This is a genomic window from Allotabrizicola aquatica (SeqCode) (assembly GCF_965194375.1).
Classification (GTDB): domain Bacteria; phylum Pseudomonadota; class Alphaproteobacteria; order Rhodobacterales; family Rhodobacteraceae; genus Tabrizicola_A; species Tabrizicola_A aquatica.
The window spans coordinates 167,472-182,563 of sequence record NZ_OZ239428.1 but is presented as its reverse complement, the minus strand read 5'-3'; the positions used below and the strand labels follow the sequence as shown (position 1 = coordinate 182,563).

Genomic DNA, 15,092 nt, shown 5'->3' with positions numbered 1-15,092 from the left:
AAGCTAGCGCAAGCCCGCCAGCCCGGCAATCTGTCACGCGGTCGTGTCGGCGCGCGCCCTGTTCAAGCCGGGCACCGGGCGTTAGGAAGGCGGCCAGCGAAAGGGGCGACGATGCAAGCCATGGCATATCCGGCGGTCAAGGATCTGGTCTTTGTGGGCGGCGGTCATGCCCATGCGCTGGTCTTGCGCGCCTTTGCGATGGCCCCTTTGCCGGGGGTGCGTCTGACGGTCATCAATCCCGGCCCCGCCGCGCCCTACACCGGCATGCTGCCTGGCCTGATCGCCGGGCATTACCGCCGCGACGAGATTATGATCGACCTTCTGCGCCTTGCCCGCCAATCCGGCGCGCGCGCGATCTTGGACCGCGCCACCGGCATCGACCGCGACCGCCGCCTTGTGCATCTGGCCGACCGGCCCCCCATTGCCTATGACCTTCTGTCGCTGGATGTCGGCATCGCGTCCGACCTGCCCGACATTCCGGGCTACAGCGATCATGCGGTGGCCGCCAAGCCCCTGGGCCGCTATGCCGAGGCGTGGGAGGCCTTCGTGACCCGGGCCCTGCCTGCGCCCCGCCTGACGATCATCGGCGGCGGGGTCGCGGGCATGGAACTGGCGCTTGCCTCCCACCACCGGCTGGCAGGGCTTGGCCGAAGCCCCACGATCACCGTCATCGAACGCAGCGCCGCCGTCTTGCCGAACATCGGCCGCGGCGCGCGCGACAGTCTCCTTGCCCACGCCGCCCGCGCCGGGATCCGCCTGATCACCGGGGCCGAAGTGGCCGAGATTGCAGCCCAATCCGTGCGGCTCACCACCGGTGAGGTGCTGGCCAGCGATTTCACCCTCTCGGTCGCCGGAACCCGGCCACAAGGCTGGCTGGCCGACACCGGGCTTGCGCTGAGCCAGGGCTTTGTCACCGTTGGACCCACCTTGCAAAGCTCCGACCCCCTCATCTTTGCCGCGGGCGATTGCGCGTATCTCTCCCATGCGCCGCGCCCCAAGGCGGGGGTCTTTGCGGTGCGCGAAGCGCCAATCCTGCACCACAACCTGCGCGCAGCCCTGACCGGCGGGGCGATGAAGCCCTACCACCCCCAACGCGATTATCTCAAACTTGTGTCGACCGGCGGGCGCGGTGCGGTGGCCGACAAGTTCGGCCTGCGCTTCGGCGGGGCGTGGCTCTGGCGGATCAAAGACCGCATCGACCGCAATTTCATGGCGATGCTCACCGAAGGCGCGGCGATGGCACAACCCCTGCCACCCACACCCCGCGTGGAGGGTCTCATGGAGGCGATGGGGCCAAAGCCGCTCTGCGGCGGCTGCGGCGCGAAACTCGGGGCGGCAGGACTGGCCTCGGCCCTCGCCACGCTGCCCGCGCCCACACGGCCCGATGTGCTGTCCGGCCGCGGCGATGATGCGGCGATCCTTAAGGCGGCCACGGGCGTGCAGGTCATCACCACCGATCATCTGCGCGCCTCGACCGACGATCCCCGCCTCATGGCCCGCATCGCGGCCAATCACGCGCTGGGCGACATCTTTGCCATGGGCGCAAAGCCGCAGGCCGCACTCGCCCAAGTCATCCTGCCCCGCCTGTCCGAACCCTTGGGCGCACGTACGCTGGCCGAGATCATGGAGGAGGCGGCAAAGGTCTTTGCCCAAGCCGGGGCCGATGTCGTCGGCGGCCATTCCTCGACCGGGGCCGAACTCACCATCGGCTTTACGGTCACCGGCCTCGCCGACCGCCCGATCACCAAGGCAGGTGCGCAGCCGGGCGATGTGCTGATCCTGACCAAAGCCTTGGGCAGCGGCACGATCATGGCCGCCGAGATGGCCCTGACCCGCCTGCCGGGGGTGATCTTGGGCGAGGCGGTGGCCACCTGCCTTGCCATGATGGGCGAAAGCCTGGCCCCAGCCGCATCGGCGCTGGCCCCCATCGCCCATGCCATGACGGACGTCACAGGCTTTGGCCTAGCCGGGCATCTTCTCGAGATCTGCGAGGCCTCCAACGCAGGCGCCACCATCCGCCTCGCCGATCTGCCGCTCCTCCCCGCGGCCGAGGCGCTGGCAGAAGCTGGCGAAGCCTCGAGCCTCGCCCCGCAGAACCGTGCGGCCTGCCTTGGGCGGATCACGGGCGACCAAACCAGCCCCCGCGCCGCCCTGATGTTCGACCCGCAAACCTGCGGCGGGCTCCTCGCTGCGGTCCCGGCCTCCGCCGCGCCCGCGCTCCTCGCGCGCCTGCCAACAGCCCGCATCATCGGCACCGTGACCGAAGGCCCGCCCCGTCTCCACCTTGGCTAAACCGCCTTCAACGCGGGTGAAATATCCTCGGGGGGCGGGGCTGGCCAAGGGCCAGACCCCGTGTGGGGCAGACAGCCCCCCGGCTGCGCGGCAGATCATTCGCGATGAGGAACCAAAGGGACCGAAGAGCCTGCGGTTACAGCAAAGCCTGCACAGCCCCGGCCACGCGGGCGGCGGTGTCGGGCAGGGTTTCGGGCCGCAAGGACCCGGCGTCGACCTCGGCCAGACGCACCTCAATCCGCGCGCGGTGCTTGGCATAGCGCGGGTCATAGTGCTGTTCCATCAGGCCTTGGGCCAGATCGGCAAAAGCCCCAGCCCCGGCCATGGCCTGCCACTCGGCAATCACCTCTTGGGCATGGAGGGGCATCAAAAGGTCAATGACGCGCGACAGCCGCGCCGCATCGGCCACCATATCGGCATAGGCCGTGGTCAGATACTGCGCGCGGGCAGCGGGGGCGGCGCTGAGTGCCACACGCGGGGCCCGCGTCATCGCCTTCCAGATTTCCGGCGGCAGGCGGCACTCGCCGATTTTCGAGCTTTCCGCCTCCACCACCACAGGCCGCGTCGGATCAAGTGCCGCCAGCGCCTGCGCCAAACGGCCCTCGAAAGCCTTTTGGCTGGGCTGCGGCCCCATGGCGCCAAACAGGCTGCCGCGATGATTGGCCAGCCCCTCAAGATCGATGACCTGCAGGCCATGACTGGGTAAAAGCTTCAGGATCTCGGTCTTGGCCGATCCGGTATTGCCATCCAGCACCACCATCGGCGCGCGCACGGGCGTGTCGTAGACCTCATGCACCACCAAACTGCGCCAGGCCTTGTAGCCGCCCTTCAGCGTCTCGACCCGCCAGCCGATCTGCGACAGGATGATGGCAAAAGACCCCGAGCGCTGCCCGCCGCGCCAGCAATAAACCAAAGGCCGCCAGCCGCCGGGCTTGTCAGCCAAGGGCCCGAGCAGATGCCCCGCCACATTGCGCGACACCAAGGCCGCGCCCAGTTTCTTGGCCGTGAACGGGTTCACCTGCTTGTAGATCGTGCCCACCTCGGCGCGTTCGGCATCGCTCAAGACCGGCAGCGAAATGGCACCCGGCAGATGATCCTCGGCATATTCCGCCGGCGCTCGGGCGTCGATGATGTCATCAAAGCCGTAACCGGCCAGATCGGACAGAGAGGTGAGCGTAACAGCCATGCGCCGGGGTGTAGCCGATCGGGCCCGGGCCGGAAAGGGGGCGCGCGGCCGGGGCGTTGCAAGATGAGTATTTATGCCAAGATGAAAGACAGGCGGCGCGCCTTAGCCCCAAAGGCTTACAAGGCGCGGCAGATCGGCCCAATCGTCAAAGGCCGCGCTGTGGACAATCTGGTCCAGCGGCGATTTGCGGTAGCCTTCGGTGTAAAGAAGGAACGGCACCCCGGCGGCGTGGGCGGTCTCGGCATCGACCTCGCTGTCGCCGACAAAAACGATCCGGCTGCGCCCAAGAGCGCGGGCGGTGGCGTGCAGGTGGTCTGGGTGGGGTTTGCGAAGGGCCAAGCTGTCGCCGCCCAGAATGATGGGGAAAAAGGGTGTGAGGCCCAGATGGTCCATCACTGCGCGGGCCGGGGCGAGGGGTTTGTTGGTGCAGACCCCAAGTGCTGCGCCACGTGTGGCCAACTGGTTGAGCGCTGTCAGAACGCCGGGGTAAACCGTGGTCAGGCTGTGGGCGGTCAGATATTCATCCTCGAACCGGGTCACGGTTGGGGCGTGCAGCGCGCCCGCAGGGTCTTGGCCGTGACGTTCCAAAAGCCGGGCGACAAGGTTGGGCAGGCCCTTGCCGACAAAGGCCTGCACCTCGGCCCGGACGAGCGGGGCAAAGCCCAACCCGGCCATCACCCGGTTGGCGGTGGCATGGATGTCGGGCACGGAATCGATCAGCGTGCCGTCGAGATCGAAGATCACCGACAGATGCACGAGATCCACCCCGGTCTCGCTCAAACCGCCGCCTCCGCCGCCTTGCGGATGGCGCGGATGTTCTCGCCGTAAGGCGCGGGGTTGGCGACCGAGCCGCCTTTGAACACGGCCGATCCCGCCACCAGCACATCGGCCCCAGCGGCGGCGACCAAGGGGGCGGTCACCGGGTCTACCCCGCCGTCAATCTCGATATGGATCGGGCGGTCACCGATCATCTGGCGCAGCTGGCGCACCTTGGCCGTCATGTCGATGAACTTTTGCCCACCAAAGCCCGGGTTCACCGTCATCACGCAGACAAGGTCCGTCAGGTCCAAAAGATGCGCCACCGCCTCGGCCGGGGTGCCGGGGTTGAGCGCGATGCCCGCCTTCATGCCCGCCCCGCGAATGGCCTGCAGCGTGCGGTGCGAATGGGCGCCCGCCTCGACATGGGCGGTCAGGATATCGGCGCCGGCCTTGGCGAAGGCGTCGATATAGGCATCGACCGGCGAGATCATGATGTGCACATCCATCACGGTTTTCACGTGTTTGCGAAAGGCCGCCACGGCGGGTGGGCCAAAGGTGATGTTCGGCACAAAATGGCCGTCCATCACGTCAACATGGACCCAATCGGCGCCCTGAGCCTCGATCGCCTGAATCTCGCGACCGAAATCGGCGAAATCGGCAGACAGGATCGACGGGGCGATCTTGATGGACCGGTTGAAATTGGCGTTCATTGGGCGCACTCCGCTGGCGGTTTGGGCTGAGCTAGCGCGCCGGATGGGGCTTTGGCAAGGGTTGAAACCGGGGGGGCTTGTGGGGTAGGGCCGGGCGGGTTCACGCTGCAAGATGGGTGGGACGATGGACGAGATGATCCCGGCTTGGGTGGAGGGTCGGCTGACCCCGGTGGAAAAGCTGGCCGTGCACCAACAGGGCCTGCGCCACAAGGCGGTGTCGGTGTTTGTGCTGGACGGGGATCGGGTGCTGATCCAGCAGCGGGCGCTGGGCAAATACCACACGCCCGGGCTTTGGGCCAACACCTGCTGCACCCATCCTTTGTGGGGCGAGGACGATGCGGCCTGCGCCGCGCGCCGCCTGCATGAGGAATTGGGGATCACCGGGCTGACCTTGCAGGCCGCAGGCACGGTGGAATACCGCGCCGAGGTGGGCGGCGGCATGGTAGAACATGAGGTGGTGGCCCTCTTTCGCGCCAAAGCCGGGCCAGAGCTGCCCTTGGCGCTGAACCCCGACGAGGTGCGGGCGGCGCGCTGGGTCGATCTTGGGGCTTTGCAGGCCGAGATTGCTGCGACGCCGGAGGTGTTTACGCCCTGGCTGCGGATCTATCTGGCCGAACATGCCAGCCAGATTTTTGGGACCTGACCAAAGCGGTCGTCTTGCAACCGGTCGCCTGAAGAGGCGCGGCGGAGGCCTCCGGCGGGAGTATTTGGACCAAGATGAAATCTAAAGTTTCTGATGTTTTGCTGTTCTTGTGGAAAGAGCGGGCCTGTTCCGCGGCGGAAACAGCTGGGCCCGCCCGCTGCCTTCCATAATTTTACCACAGTGCTGGTGTGGGGTGGGACGCGCTATGGTTGTGGTGCGGGATGCTGCGCAGCGGTAAGGATGTCATGAGATGGTAAAGTGGTTCTTGATCGCCGTTCTGGCGGCGCTGCCGATGATGGCTGGCTCTGCGGCCACCGCAGACGAGCGGGTGACGCTGGGCTGGGGCCGCATCTTTACCAATGACCAGATCGGCGATGGCAAAGACCGTTGGCGCACGGGGTCCTACACAGTCAGCCGGCTGCGCGGGCCCTCGTGGCAGGGCCATGCCGGGCATGGGTTTGGCGACATTCTGGAACTGCGCGGCCATGCTGGGGTGATCGCGCCGTCGAACCTGACCTCGCCTGCCGCCAATGATCGGCGCTATGCCGGGGTGCTGAGCTTTGGGCTGAACACCCATTTCGGCTGGCAGGGGGCCGAGGTGGATCTTGGGGCCGAGCTTGCGCTGACAGGTCCGCGCAGCGGCATTGGCAGCTTTCAAAAGTGGTTTCACAATCAGGCCGGCATGGTGCCACCTTCCGCGGCTGTGCTGGATGCCCAGATCGGCAATCGCCTGCATCCGGGCCTGAATGCCGAGATCGGCCGCATCTATGGCTTGGGCGACACGTTTCGGCTGCGCCCCTTTGCCGAGGCGCGGCTGGGCCTGGAAAGCCTTGTGCGGGTGGGCGGCGACATCACCATCGGCCGCTTTGGCCAAGGCGGGCTTTTGCTGCGCGATGTCACCACCGGCCAGCGCTATCGCGGGATCGAGGGCACGCGGTCCAAAGGGTTCAGCCTGACCATGGGCGGCGATCTGGCCCATGTCTTTGACAGCGCGCTTTTACCCTCGGGTGGGGCGGTGACCGCCGAAAAAGACCGCTACCGTCTGCGCGCGGGCCTGCAATGGCAGGGCAAGCGCGCCTCGGCCTTTTATGGCGTCAGCTATCTGTCGCGCGAATTCGTCCAGCAGCCAGAAGGCCAGCTTGTCGGGGCGCTGAGCCTGAACTTGCGGTTTTGACGGGCCAAGCTCCGCGTGACCAAGGTTCGATCAGCCAGCCCCAACCCCCATCAATCTGCCCATGTGTTGCCGCTTTGCTATAGCCAAGTGTCGCCAATCTTGTTAACTTTTAGGCGCAACCGGCGGTAACTGCCGGAAAAACAAGAAAACGAGCAGGCATACAGGCAATGAAAACGGGCTCTTTGGGCACGTTCGTCATCTCCTGGTCACAGACAGAAGTCGACGGCCTTAAGGCCGCGCCCTTGGACGTTCTTGCGGTCGGCACCACTTGGCGTTGGTCAGGTGCGGCGGTGCGCGTGGATGGGCCGCAGGGCTTGTTGCTTCTGGAAGGGGCCGAGGGAGCGGCGGACATACGCAAGCGTGCGGCGCGCATGGTGCGCCGGTTGGTGGGTGTGGCGGTGGGTGACACAGAAGCACCCGGTGAGGAGAGCGGATCTGATCCGGTCCCCGATCAGGGCTTTATCGTCACCGACGGGCATCAAAGCTATACGGTCACCCTCATTCCCGTGCCCGATACGGGGGCGCGGCTTTTGATGCTCGTGGGCGATCTGCCCCCGGTCGATCAAGATCTGTGGGTGGTGCGCACGGCCATTGACCTCACCCATTCGGGGGCCGGGGCCCGCACGGCGGGCGGGGTCATCTGTTTCACCCCCGACACGCGGCTTGCCACGCCGTTGGGGCCGCGCATGATCCGCGATCTGCAGCCCGGCGATCTGATCGAAACCCGCGACAATGGTCCGCAAGAGGTTTTGTGGTGCGGCCACCGCCGCATGACCGGCGCGCGGCTTTACGCGATGCCGCACCTGCGGCCCATCCGCTTCAAGGCGGGCGCTTTGGGCATCGGCCGCCCGGATGAGGATCTTCTGGTCTCGCCGCAGCACCGCATGCTCTTGAAAGGCCCCGCCGCACAGGCCCTGTTCAACACGCCCGAAGTGCTGGTGGCGGCCGAGGATCTCTTGAACGACCAAACGGTGATCGTTGATCACACCCTGCGCGAGGTCACCTATGTGCATATCCTGTTGCAGCGCCACAATGTGATCTGGGCCAATGGGTTGGAATCGGAAAGCTTCCATCCCTCCAACACCGCGCTGGATACGGTGGATCCGGGGCAGCTTGGCGCGCTGTTGCAGCTTTTGCCGGGGGCGGATGCGAATCCGCATTCCTATGGCGATTATGCGCGGCGCAATCTGTCCTCTTCCGAGGCCGCCATTTTGCGCTATGAAATGGCGGGATAAGCCCGACCTCCTCGCGCGCCTTTGGCACCTCGTCGGTGGCGAAAGCCAAGGCGCGAGGCAGTCGACGACGCGGCCCGGGTTGGCTGTTGACTCCGCGCTTCGCCCCTGTATAAGCCGCCTCACTGTCCCGGAAGCAATTCCGGGGCTTTTCGTTGGTGTTGGTGGCCCTTGCAAAAGGATCCCTGTCGTCCCGTTCGGGAAGAGGACAACGCCCTTCACATCCGCCCTTCGGGGCCAAAGAAGGAGATCAGCCGTGACCAAACGCACGTCTGCCAAGTATAAAATTGACCGCCGCATGGGCGAAAACATCTGGGGCCGCGCCAAGTCGCCGGTCAACAAGCGTGAATATGGCCCCGGCCAGCACGGCCAGCGCCGCAAGAATAAGCTGTCGGACTTCGGCACCCAGCTGCGCGCCAAGCAAAAGCTCAAGGGCTACTATGGCGACCTGACCGAAAAGCAGTTCCGCAAGATCTATGGTGAGGCCGAGCGTGTGCGCGGCGACACCGGCGAGATGCTGGTTGGCCTGTTGGAGCGCCGTCTGGACGCGGTTGTCTACCGCGCCAAGCTGGTCCCGACCATTTTCGCCGCCCGCCAGTTCGTCAACCACGGCCACGTCAACGTCAACGGCAAGCGCGTGAACATCGCGTCCTATCGCGTTAAAGAAGGCGACGTTGTGGAAGTTCGCGAAAAGTCCAAGCAGCTCGCCATCGTGATCGAAGCTATGGCTTCGGCCGAACGTGACGTTCCGGACTATCTGGAAGTCGACGCGGGCAAGAAGATCGTCAAGTTTGTCCGCACCCCCGGCCTCGGCGATGTGCCGTATCCGGTCAAGATGGAACCGAACCTGATCGTCGAATACTACGCCAAGAACTAACGGCGCGGTGCGCTAAACCGCACCTTTCATTCGGGGCCGCGCCGCAAGGTCGCGGCCCTTTTTTACTTCTGGAGTGTCCCATGGCGCAAAAGCCCAATCTGGAAAGCCAATTCGAACGTGGCCTGTTCGCCAGCCGCTGGCTCATGGCACCGATGTATCTGGGGTTGGTGATCAGCCTTGCGATGCTCTTGGTGATCTTTGTCAAAGAGCTGGCCTATTACGTGCCACAAGTGTTCACCATGACCGCCGATCAGGGGATCTTGGCGATCCTGACGCTGATCGATCTGTCTCTGGCCGCCAATCTTTTGCTGATCGTGCTCTTCTCTGGCTATGAGAATTTCGTCTCAAAGCTGGAGATTGGCGAGAATGCCGACCGGCCCGACTGGATGGGCACGGTGGATTTCTCGGGGCTGAAGATGAAGCTCATCGCCTCGATCGTGGCAATTTCGGGGATCCATTTGCTCAAGGTTTTCATGGCCTTGGGCAAACCCGGCGCCTATGCCGTCACCAGTGAAACCCTGAAATGGATGGTCATTATCCATCTGACCTTTGTCATCTCGGGCGTCTTGCTGGCCTTGATGGACTGGATGGCAGCCAAGACCACCAAGCATTGAAAGGCCACACCATGACCCACACCGTTCACACCCGCATTGACGGCCCGCTTGTCATGATCGGCTTTGGCTCCATCGGGCGCGGCACGCTGCCGCTGATCGAACGCCACATCGGCTTTGATCGCGCGGCCTTTACCGTGATCGAACCCTCGGGCGAATTTGCCCATATCCTGCACGACCATGGCATCCGTCATCTGCAACGGGCGCTGACCCCCGACAATTACGCCGCCACGCTGCGGGGCCTTTTCCCGTCGGGCAAGGGCATGGTGGTGAACCTGTCGGTCGATGTGGACAGCATCCTTCTTATGGAGCTCTGCGCCGAACTCGGCGTGCAATACATCGACACCGTGGTCGAGCCTTGGCCAGGCTTTTACTTCGGCTCCACGCTCCCCAATGCCGACCGCACCAATTACCCTTTGCGCGAAAAGGTCCGTGCGCTGGGCAAGAACCACATCGGCGGGCCGACGGCGGTGTCGTGCTGCGGGGCCAACCCCGGCATGGTGTCTTGGCTGTACAAAGAGGCGCTCTTGCGTCTCGCCGCAGATACCGGCGTTGCCGCCGCCCCCAAAACCCGCGCCGATTGGGCGCAGCTGTCCATGACCTTGGGCGTCAAGGGCGTCCATGTGGCCGAACGCGACACCCAAGTTTCCGCCCGCCCCAAACCGCCGGGGGTCTTTGTGAACACGTGGTCGGTCGATGGGCTTCTTAGCGAAGGCTATCAGCCCGCCGAACTCGGCTGGGGTACGCATGAAAAGAACCTCCCGCCCCATGGCCACAGATTCACCCATGGCGCAGGCTATGCGATCTGGATCGACCGCCCCGGCGCCGATACTCGCGTGCGTTCATGGTGCCCCACGGTTGGGCCGCAATTCGGCTATGTGGTGACCCACAATGAATCGCTCTCGATCCCGGATTATTACACCGTTTGGGAGGGCGACCGGGCCATCTACCGCCCCACCTGCCACTATGCCTATCACCCCTGCAACGATGCGATCCTGTCCCTGCACGAGATCAACGGCGCGGGGCAACTCCCTGAGAAGAAACACATTCTGACCGCCGAGGAAATCACCGGTGGAGGCGATGATCTGGGCGTGTTCCTTTATGGCCATGCGAAAGGCGCCATGTGGTACGGCTCGCGCCTGACGATTGACGAGGCGCGTGCGCTGGCCCCTTACCAAAACGCCACCGGCATGCAGGTGACCTCGGCGGTGCTGGCAGCCATGGTCTGGGTGGCGGAAAACCCCAACGCCGGTTGGGTTGAGGCTGATGAGATGGACCACGACCGCTGCTTGGCCGTTCAGCGCCCCTATCTGGGCCGGGTGGAATGTCATTACACCGACTGGACCCCGATCCAGCACCGCATCAACAGCTTTGCCGAGGACCGCGACGACGACGATCCGTGGCAGTTCACCAACTTCTTGGCGGTGTAACCGCCTGCGATCGATGTGAAAACGCGGGCAGATCGGATCATTGCCAGCGATCTGCCTGCACAAACCCAAGGGGTGGCCGCCTGCCGCCCCTTTGCCTTTCCACTGGCCTTGCCTCCTTGGGGGCGATAAAAGCTGGGCCAGACCTTGAGGAATCCGATGAACGACCACATCCGACCACAGCCCGGCATCTTGGACATTGCCCTTTACGAAGGCGGCAAAGCCTCGGTGGCGGGGGTGACCAACATCGTGAAGCTCTCGTCGAACGAAAACCCCTTTGGCCCTTCGGACAAGGCGAAAGAGGCGTTTCAACGCTCGGTCCACCAACTGCACCGCTACCCGTCAACCGACCATGCCGCCCTGCGCGATGCGATCGGTGAGACCCATGGGTTGGACCCCGCCCGCATCATCTGTGGCGTCGGTTCGGATGAGATCATCCATTTCCTCTGTCAAGCCTATGCCGGGCCGAAGGATGAGGTGGTCTATACCGAACATGGCTTCCTCATGTATCGCATCTCAGCCATGGCGGCAGGCGCCACCCCGGTTGAGGTGCCCGAGCGGGAGCGCACCACCGATGTCGACGCCATCCTGCGCGCCTGCAACCGGCGCACCAAACTGGTGTTCATCGCCAACCCCAACAACCCCACCGGCACGATGATTTCGGCCGCCGAGGTGGAGCGTCTGGCCAATGGCCTGCCGCCTCAGGCCATTTTGGTGCTCGATGGGGCCTATGCCGAATATGTCGAAGGCTTTGACGCCGGAGCCGCGCTGATTGAATCGCGCGACAATGTCGTAATGACCCGCACCCTCTCCAAGATCTACGGCCTCGGTGGTCTGCGCATCGGCTGGGGTTATGGCCCCAAGCACATCATCGATGTGTTGAACCGCATCCGTGGCCCCTTCAACCTCTCCAACACCCAGTTGGAAACCGCCGAAGCCGCGGTGCGCGATCAGGACTACGTCGCCAAATGCCGCGCCGACAATGCCCGCATGCGCCATTGGCTGGCCGAGGCGCTGGCCGAATTGGGCGTGCCCTCTGACACCTCGATGGCCAACTTCGTCCTCGCCCGCTTTGCCAGCGCCGATGAGGCCGAGGCCTGCGATACCTTCTTGCAATCCCAAGGCGTGATCGTCCGCCGTGTGGCCAGCTACAAGCTGCCCCATTGCCTGCGCATCACCGTGGGCGATGCCGCCTCTTGCCGCCGCGTGGCCCATGCCATCGGCCAGTTCAAAGGTGCCAAATGACCCCGCCGATTTATGACCGCGTGGCGCTGATCGGGCTGGGGCTTATTGCCTCGTCCATGGCCCATGCCATGAAGCAGTTCGGCCTTGTGGGCGAAATCGTGGGCTATGCCAAAACCGAGGACACCCGCCGGGTCGCCTTGGAGATCTGCATTTGTGACCGGGTGTTCGGCACCGCCGCCGAAGCCGTGCAGGGCGCCGATCTGGTGGTTCTGGCCGTCCCCGTCGGCGCCATGGCCGAAATCGCGGCCGAGATCGGCCCGCATCTGGCCCAAGGGGCCTGCGTCACCGATGTGGGGTCCGTGAAACAAGCGGTGATCGCCGCGGTCGGCCCCCATATCCCCGAAGGCGTGGCCTTTGTCCCCGCCCACCCGCTTGCCGGGACCGAACATTCCGGCCCCCGGTCGGGCTTTGCCACGCTCTTTCAAAACCGCTGGTGCCTCCTGACGCCCACCGAACAGTCGACCCCTGACGCCATCCAGAGCCTGCGCCGCCTGTGGGAGGCGATGGGATCGAATGTCGATGAGATGGACGCGCCCCACCACGATCTGGTGCTGGCCGTGGTCAGCCATACGCCCCACCTCATCGCCTATACGATGGTCGGTGTGGCCGACCATCTGCGCCGGGTGTCGAACTCGGAAGTCATCAAATACTCTGCCTCAGGCTTTCGCGACTTTACGCGGATCGCCGCCAGTGACCCCACCATGTGGCGCGATGTGTTCTTGACCAACAAAGAGGCCACGTTGGATATTCTAGGCCGCTTTACCGAAGAGCTGTTCGTGCTTCAGCGCGCGATCCGCATGGGAGATGGTGACCAGTTGCATGCTTATTTTACCCGGACCCGCGCCATTCGCCGCGGCATCATCGAAGCCGGTCAAGACACCGACGCCCCAGATTTCGGGCGCGTCGCCCCAGCCTCGAAACCGGGCGAATAGCCCGGTGGTCCGGGCACTTGGGCTGGCTCTGGTCGTTCTGCTCGGTGTGATCCCGCCACAGGGCCCGGCATGGGCTGATGCACCGACAAGCTCGATCCGTCCTGCCGCCCGCCCGGCAGCCACGCAGGCTGCACCCGCTGCGTCCATCGTCGCCCCCGCTGCTGCTCAGGCCGCTCCGGCGACCGAGGCCACGCGCGCCGTCTTGCGGCCAAGACCCCGGCCCGCCGGTCTTCTGATGCCCAACCCCGCGACGCAGGCAACGGCCGCCGAACCTGTGCTGGCCGAACCGGCAACCCCCACCGCCGCCGTTGGCACCTCGGCCAGATCCCTGCGCCCAAAACCCCGGCCAGACGGGCTGGACACTCTCACCCTCGCCGCCGTCCCAGCGGCCACGCCCACCCCTACGGATGAGCCGCAACCCGAACCGCAGCAAAGCCGCAAGAAGCAGGAAAAGCTGTCGAAAAAGGGCTCGGTCTGCGGTGACCCCGCCATCAAGGGTGAGGCTCTCGCTCCGATCAAGGGCAAGGTCAAAGGCTGCGGTCTGGACAAACCGGTGCGCGTCACCTCGATCAGCGGCATCCGGCTAAGTCAGCCCGCCACCTTCAGTTGCGACACCGCGCAGGCCATGAAATCTTGGATCGAAAACGGCCTGCGCCCGGCGATGGGACGGCGCGAGGTGGTCGAGATCCGCGTCGCCGCCAGCTATATCTGCCGCAACCGCAACAACAAAAGGGGCGGCAAGATCAGCGAACACGGGCGCGGTCGTGCGGTGGATGTCGCGGGCTTTGTGTTTGCCGATGGCACCGAATGGTCCATCGCGCGCAACTACAACAAACAAGTGCGCCGCGCCCATAAGGCGGCCTGCGGCATCTTCGGCACCACGCTCGGGCCCGGGTCAGATGGCTATCACGAAGACCATCTGCACTTTGACATCGCGCGCCACAACAACGGGCCCTATTGCCGCTAAGCCCCAGTCAAACGGCTGAGATCAATCGCCCATCACAAAGGCCGGACCAAGGGGCAGCGGCCCAAAGCTCATCCGCCCCCCTTTGGCGACCAAAGGCACCACCAGCACCTCAGGGTCCTCGCCCTGCGCCGCCATGATCTCAAGGCCCCGCGTCAGCGAAGGCTCAAACCCCGGCGCAATCACGCCCGCGGCCACCAAAAGCGGCGGCAACAGCCGCCAGTTCTCGACCCGCACCGAAATCTCGCCCGCCGCAAAGCCCAGATCGTCGGGGGCCAATGCCCCCTTGGCAAAGACCTTCAGATCGCCCCAAAGCACCCGCGCCTCGGTCAAATCCAGCGCGCGCAGGGCAGGGCGCGTCTGGCCCGCGTGCCGGTCAAGCGGGGCTGACAGCGTCACCGTGGCATCCAGTGCCACTGCCTCAACCGTCGCGCCAAGGCCAGCCGCAGTGGCCAGTGCGGGATCAACGCCCAAACTGTCCACCGCCAGTCCCAGCCGATAGATCGCATCTGCGCCCTCCTCGGCCCGGATTGACACCACCGCCCGCTTGGCCCCCAAAGCCGCGCCCGCCTCAGGCGTGAGCACCAGCGCATCGCCCTCCACCACCGCCTCAGACAGCGCAAGATCAGGCCCGGGCACCAGCAAAAGGCTGGCCATCAACCGATTAGTGTCCAAGCCAAACTCTTGGCCAAAAACGGACATCTCCTGATCCCCCGGCAGCGCGGCAATCAGATGCCAAGGCTTCCAGCTCATGGCGAACACTTGGGCAAAGGGCGCGCGCCATGCCATGCCTTCAGCCGGATCGGCCAGCATAGGCGCGGTGATGGTCAGATCAAACCGGCTGGGAAAGCCGCGCACCGCCAGCGTCTCATAGGTGGCGACACGGCCCTGCGCCACTTCGGCGTCAAACCAGCCGCGCGCCGCCGCCTCGACCCCGCGCGACCCCACGAGCCACCAGCCGCCCCACAGCCCCGCAAGGATCATCGTCAGCCAAATCAGACCGCGCATCTTGGCCCCTTCCCATTTTGCCCGCGCCTTTC

At 64.9% G+C, this 15,092-nt stretch carries 14 protein-coding genes; 10 read left to right on the top strand and 4 right to left on the bottom strand.

From position 1 onward, the window contains the following. Window positions 1-111 precede the first annotated feature (111 nt). Window positions 112-2,292, top strand: coding sequence for a selenide, water dikinase SelD (selD, locus tag AC72UB_RS14105; protein ID WP_505190334.1), 2,181 nt, complete (start codon window positions 112-114; stop codon window positions 2,290-2,292). 136 nt (window positions 2,293-2,428) lie between these two features. On the opposite strand, the gene mnmH is transcribed toward selD, so the two are convergent. From mnmH to rpe, 3 genes are all read right to left on the bottom strand, one after another. After that, window positions 2,429-3,478 (bottom strand): tRNA 2-selenouridine(34) synthase MnmH, encoded by a 1,050-nt coding sequence (gene mnmH, locus AC72UB_RS14100; RefSeq protein WP_505190333.1) that lies wholly within the window; start codon window positions 3,476-3,478, stop codon window positions 2,429-2,431. A 102-nt stretch (window positions 3,479-3,580) separates the two neighbouring features. Continuing rightward, window positions 3,581-4,258, bottom strand: a complete 678-nt coding sequence (gene gph / locus AC72UB_RS14095) for a phosphoglycolate phosphatase (protein ID WP_505190332.1) — start codon at window positions 4,256-4,258, stop codon at window positions 3,581-3,583. Continuing rightward, complete coding sequence (gene rpe / locus AC72UB_RS14090) at window positions 4,255-4,947, bottom strand: ribulose-phosphate 3-epimerase (RefSeq protein WP_505190331.1); 693 nt, start codon at window positions 4,945-4,947, stop codon at window positions 4,255-4,257. Before rpe ends, gph begins: the two co-directional genes overlap by 4 nt. Window positions 4,948-5,071: 124 nt before the next feature. Between rpe and idi the strand changes: the two genes are divergently transcribed. The 9 genes from idi (at window position 5,072) to AC72UB_RS14045 (ending at window position 14,055) form a co-directional block, all read left to right on the top strand. Continuing rightward, window positions 5,072-5,590: an isopentenyl-diphosphate Delta-isomerase gene (gene idi / locus AC72UB_RS14085; protein WP_505190330.1), complete on the top strand. Its 519-nt coding sequence runs from the start codon at window positions 5,072-5,074 to the stop codon at window positions 5,588-5,590. Between the two features lie 250 nt (window positions 5,591-5,840). Further along, window positions 5,841-6,764: a lipid A-modifier LpxR family protein gene (locus AC72UB_RS14080; protein ID WP_505190329.1), complete on the top strand. Its 924-nt coding sequence runs from the start codon at window positions 5,841-5,843 to the stop codon at window positions 6,762-6,764. Between the two features lie 242 nt (window positions 6,765-7,006). Continuing rightward, window positions 7,007-7,999, top strand: coding sequence for a Hint domain-containing protein (locus AC72UB_RS14075; RefSeq protein WP_505190328.1), 993 nt, complete (start codon window positions 7,007-7,009; stop codon window positions 7,997-7,999). A 253-nt stretch (window positions 8,000-8,252) separates the two neighbouring features. After that, on the top strand, window positions 8,253-8,873 hold the full coding sequence (gene rpsD, locus AC72UB_RS14070) for a 30S ribosomal protein S4 (RefSeq protein ID WP_463289569.1): 621 nt from the start codon (window positions 8,253-8,255) through the stop codon (window positions 8,871-8,873). 80 nt (window positions 8,874-8,953) lie between these two features. Then, entirely contained in the window at window positions 8,954-9,487 is a 534-nt protein-coding gene (locus AC72UB_RS14065; protein WP_463289570.1) for a TIGR00645 family protein, read from the top strand. Between the two features lie 11 nt (window positions 9,488-9,498). Then, window positions 9,499-10,914 (top strand): homospermidine synthase, encoded by a 1,416-nt coding sequence (locus AC72UB_RS14060; protein WP_505190327.1) that lies wholly within the window; start codon window positions 9,499-9,501, stop codon window positions 10,912-10,914. A 156-nt stretch (window positions 10,915-11,070) separates the two neighbouring features. Next, window positions 11,071-12,156 (top strand): histidinol-phosphate transaminase, encoded by a 1,086-nt coding sequence (gene hisC, locus AC72UB_RS14055; RefSeq protein ID WP_505190326.1) that lies wholly within the window; start codon window positions 11,071-11,073, stop codon window positions 12,154-12,156. Further along, a complete protein-coding gene (locus AC72UB_RS14050; RefSeq protein ID WP_505190325.1) occupies window positions 12,153-13,088 on the top strand; it encodes a prephenate/arogenate dehydrogenase family protein in 936 nt (311 codons plus the stop codon). Before hisC ends, AC72UB_RS14050 begins: the two co-directional genes overlap by 4 nt. 4 nt (window positions 13,089-13,092) lie before the next feature. Further along, complete coding sequence (locus AC72UB_RS14045; RefSeq protein ID WP_505190324.1) at window positions 13,093-14,055, top strand: extensin-like domain-containing protein; 963 nt, start codon at window positions 13,093-13,095, stop codon at window positions 14,053-14,055. A 21-nt stretch (window positions 14,056-14,076) separates the two neighbouring features. Here the strand turns inward: AC72UB_RS14045 and AC72UB_RS14040 are convergent, their stop codons facing one another. After that, window positions 14,077-15,060: a DUF2125 domain-containing protein gene (locus tag AC72UB_RS14040; protein WP_505190323.1), complete on the bottom strand. Its 984-nt coding sequence runs from the start codon at window positions 15,058-15,060 to the stop codon at window positions 14,077-14,079. Window positions 15,061-15,092: the final 32 nt, after the last annotated feature.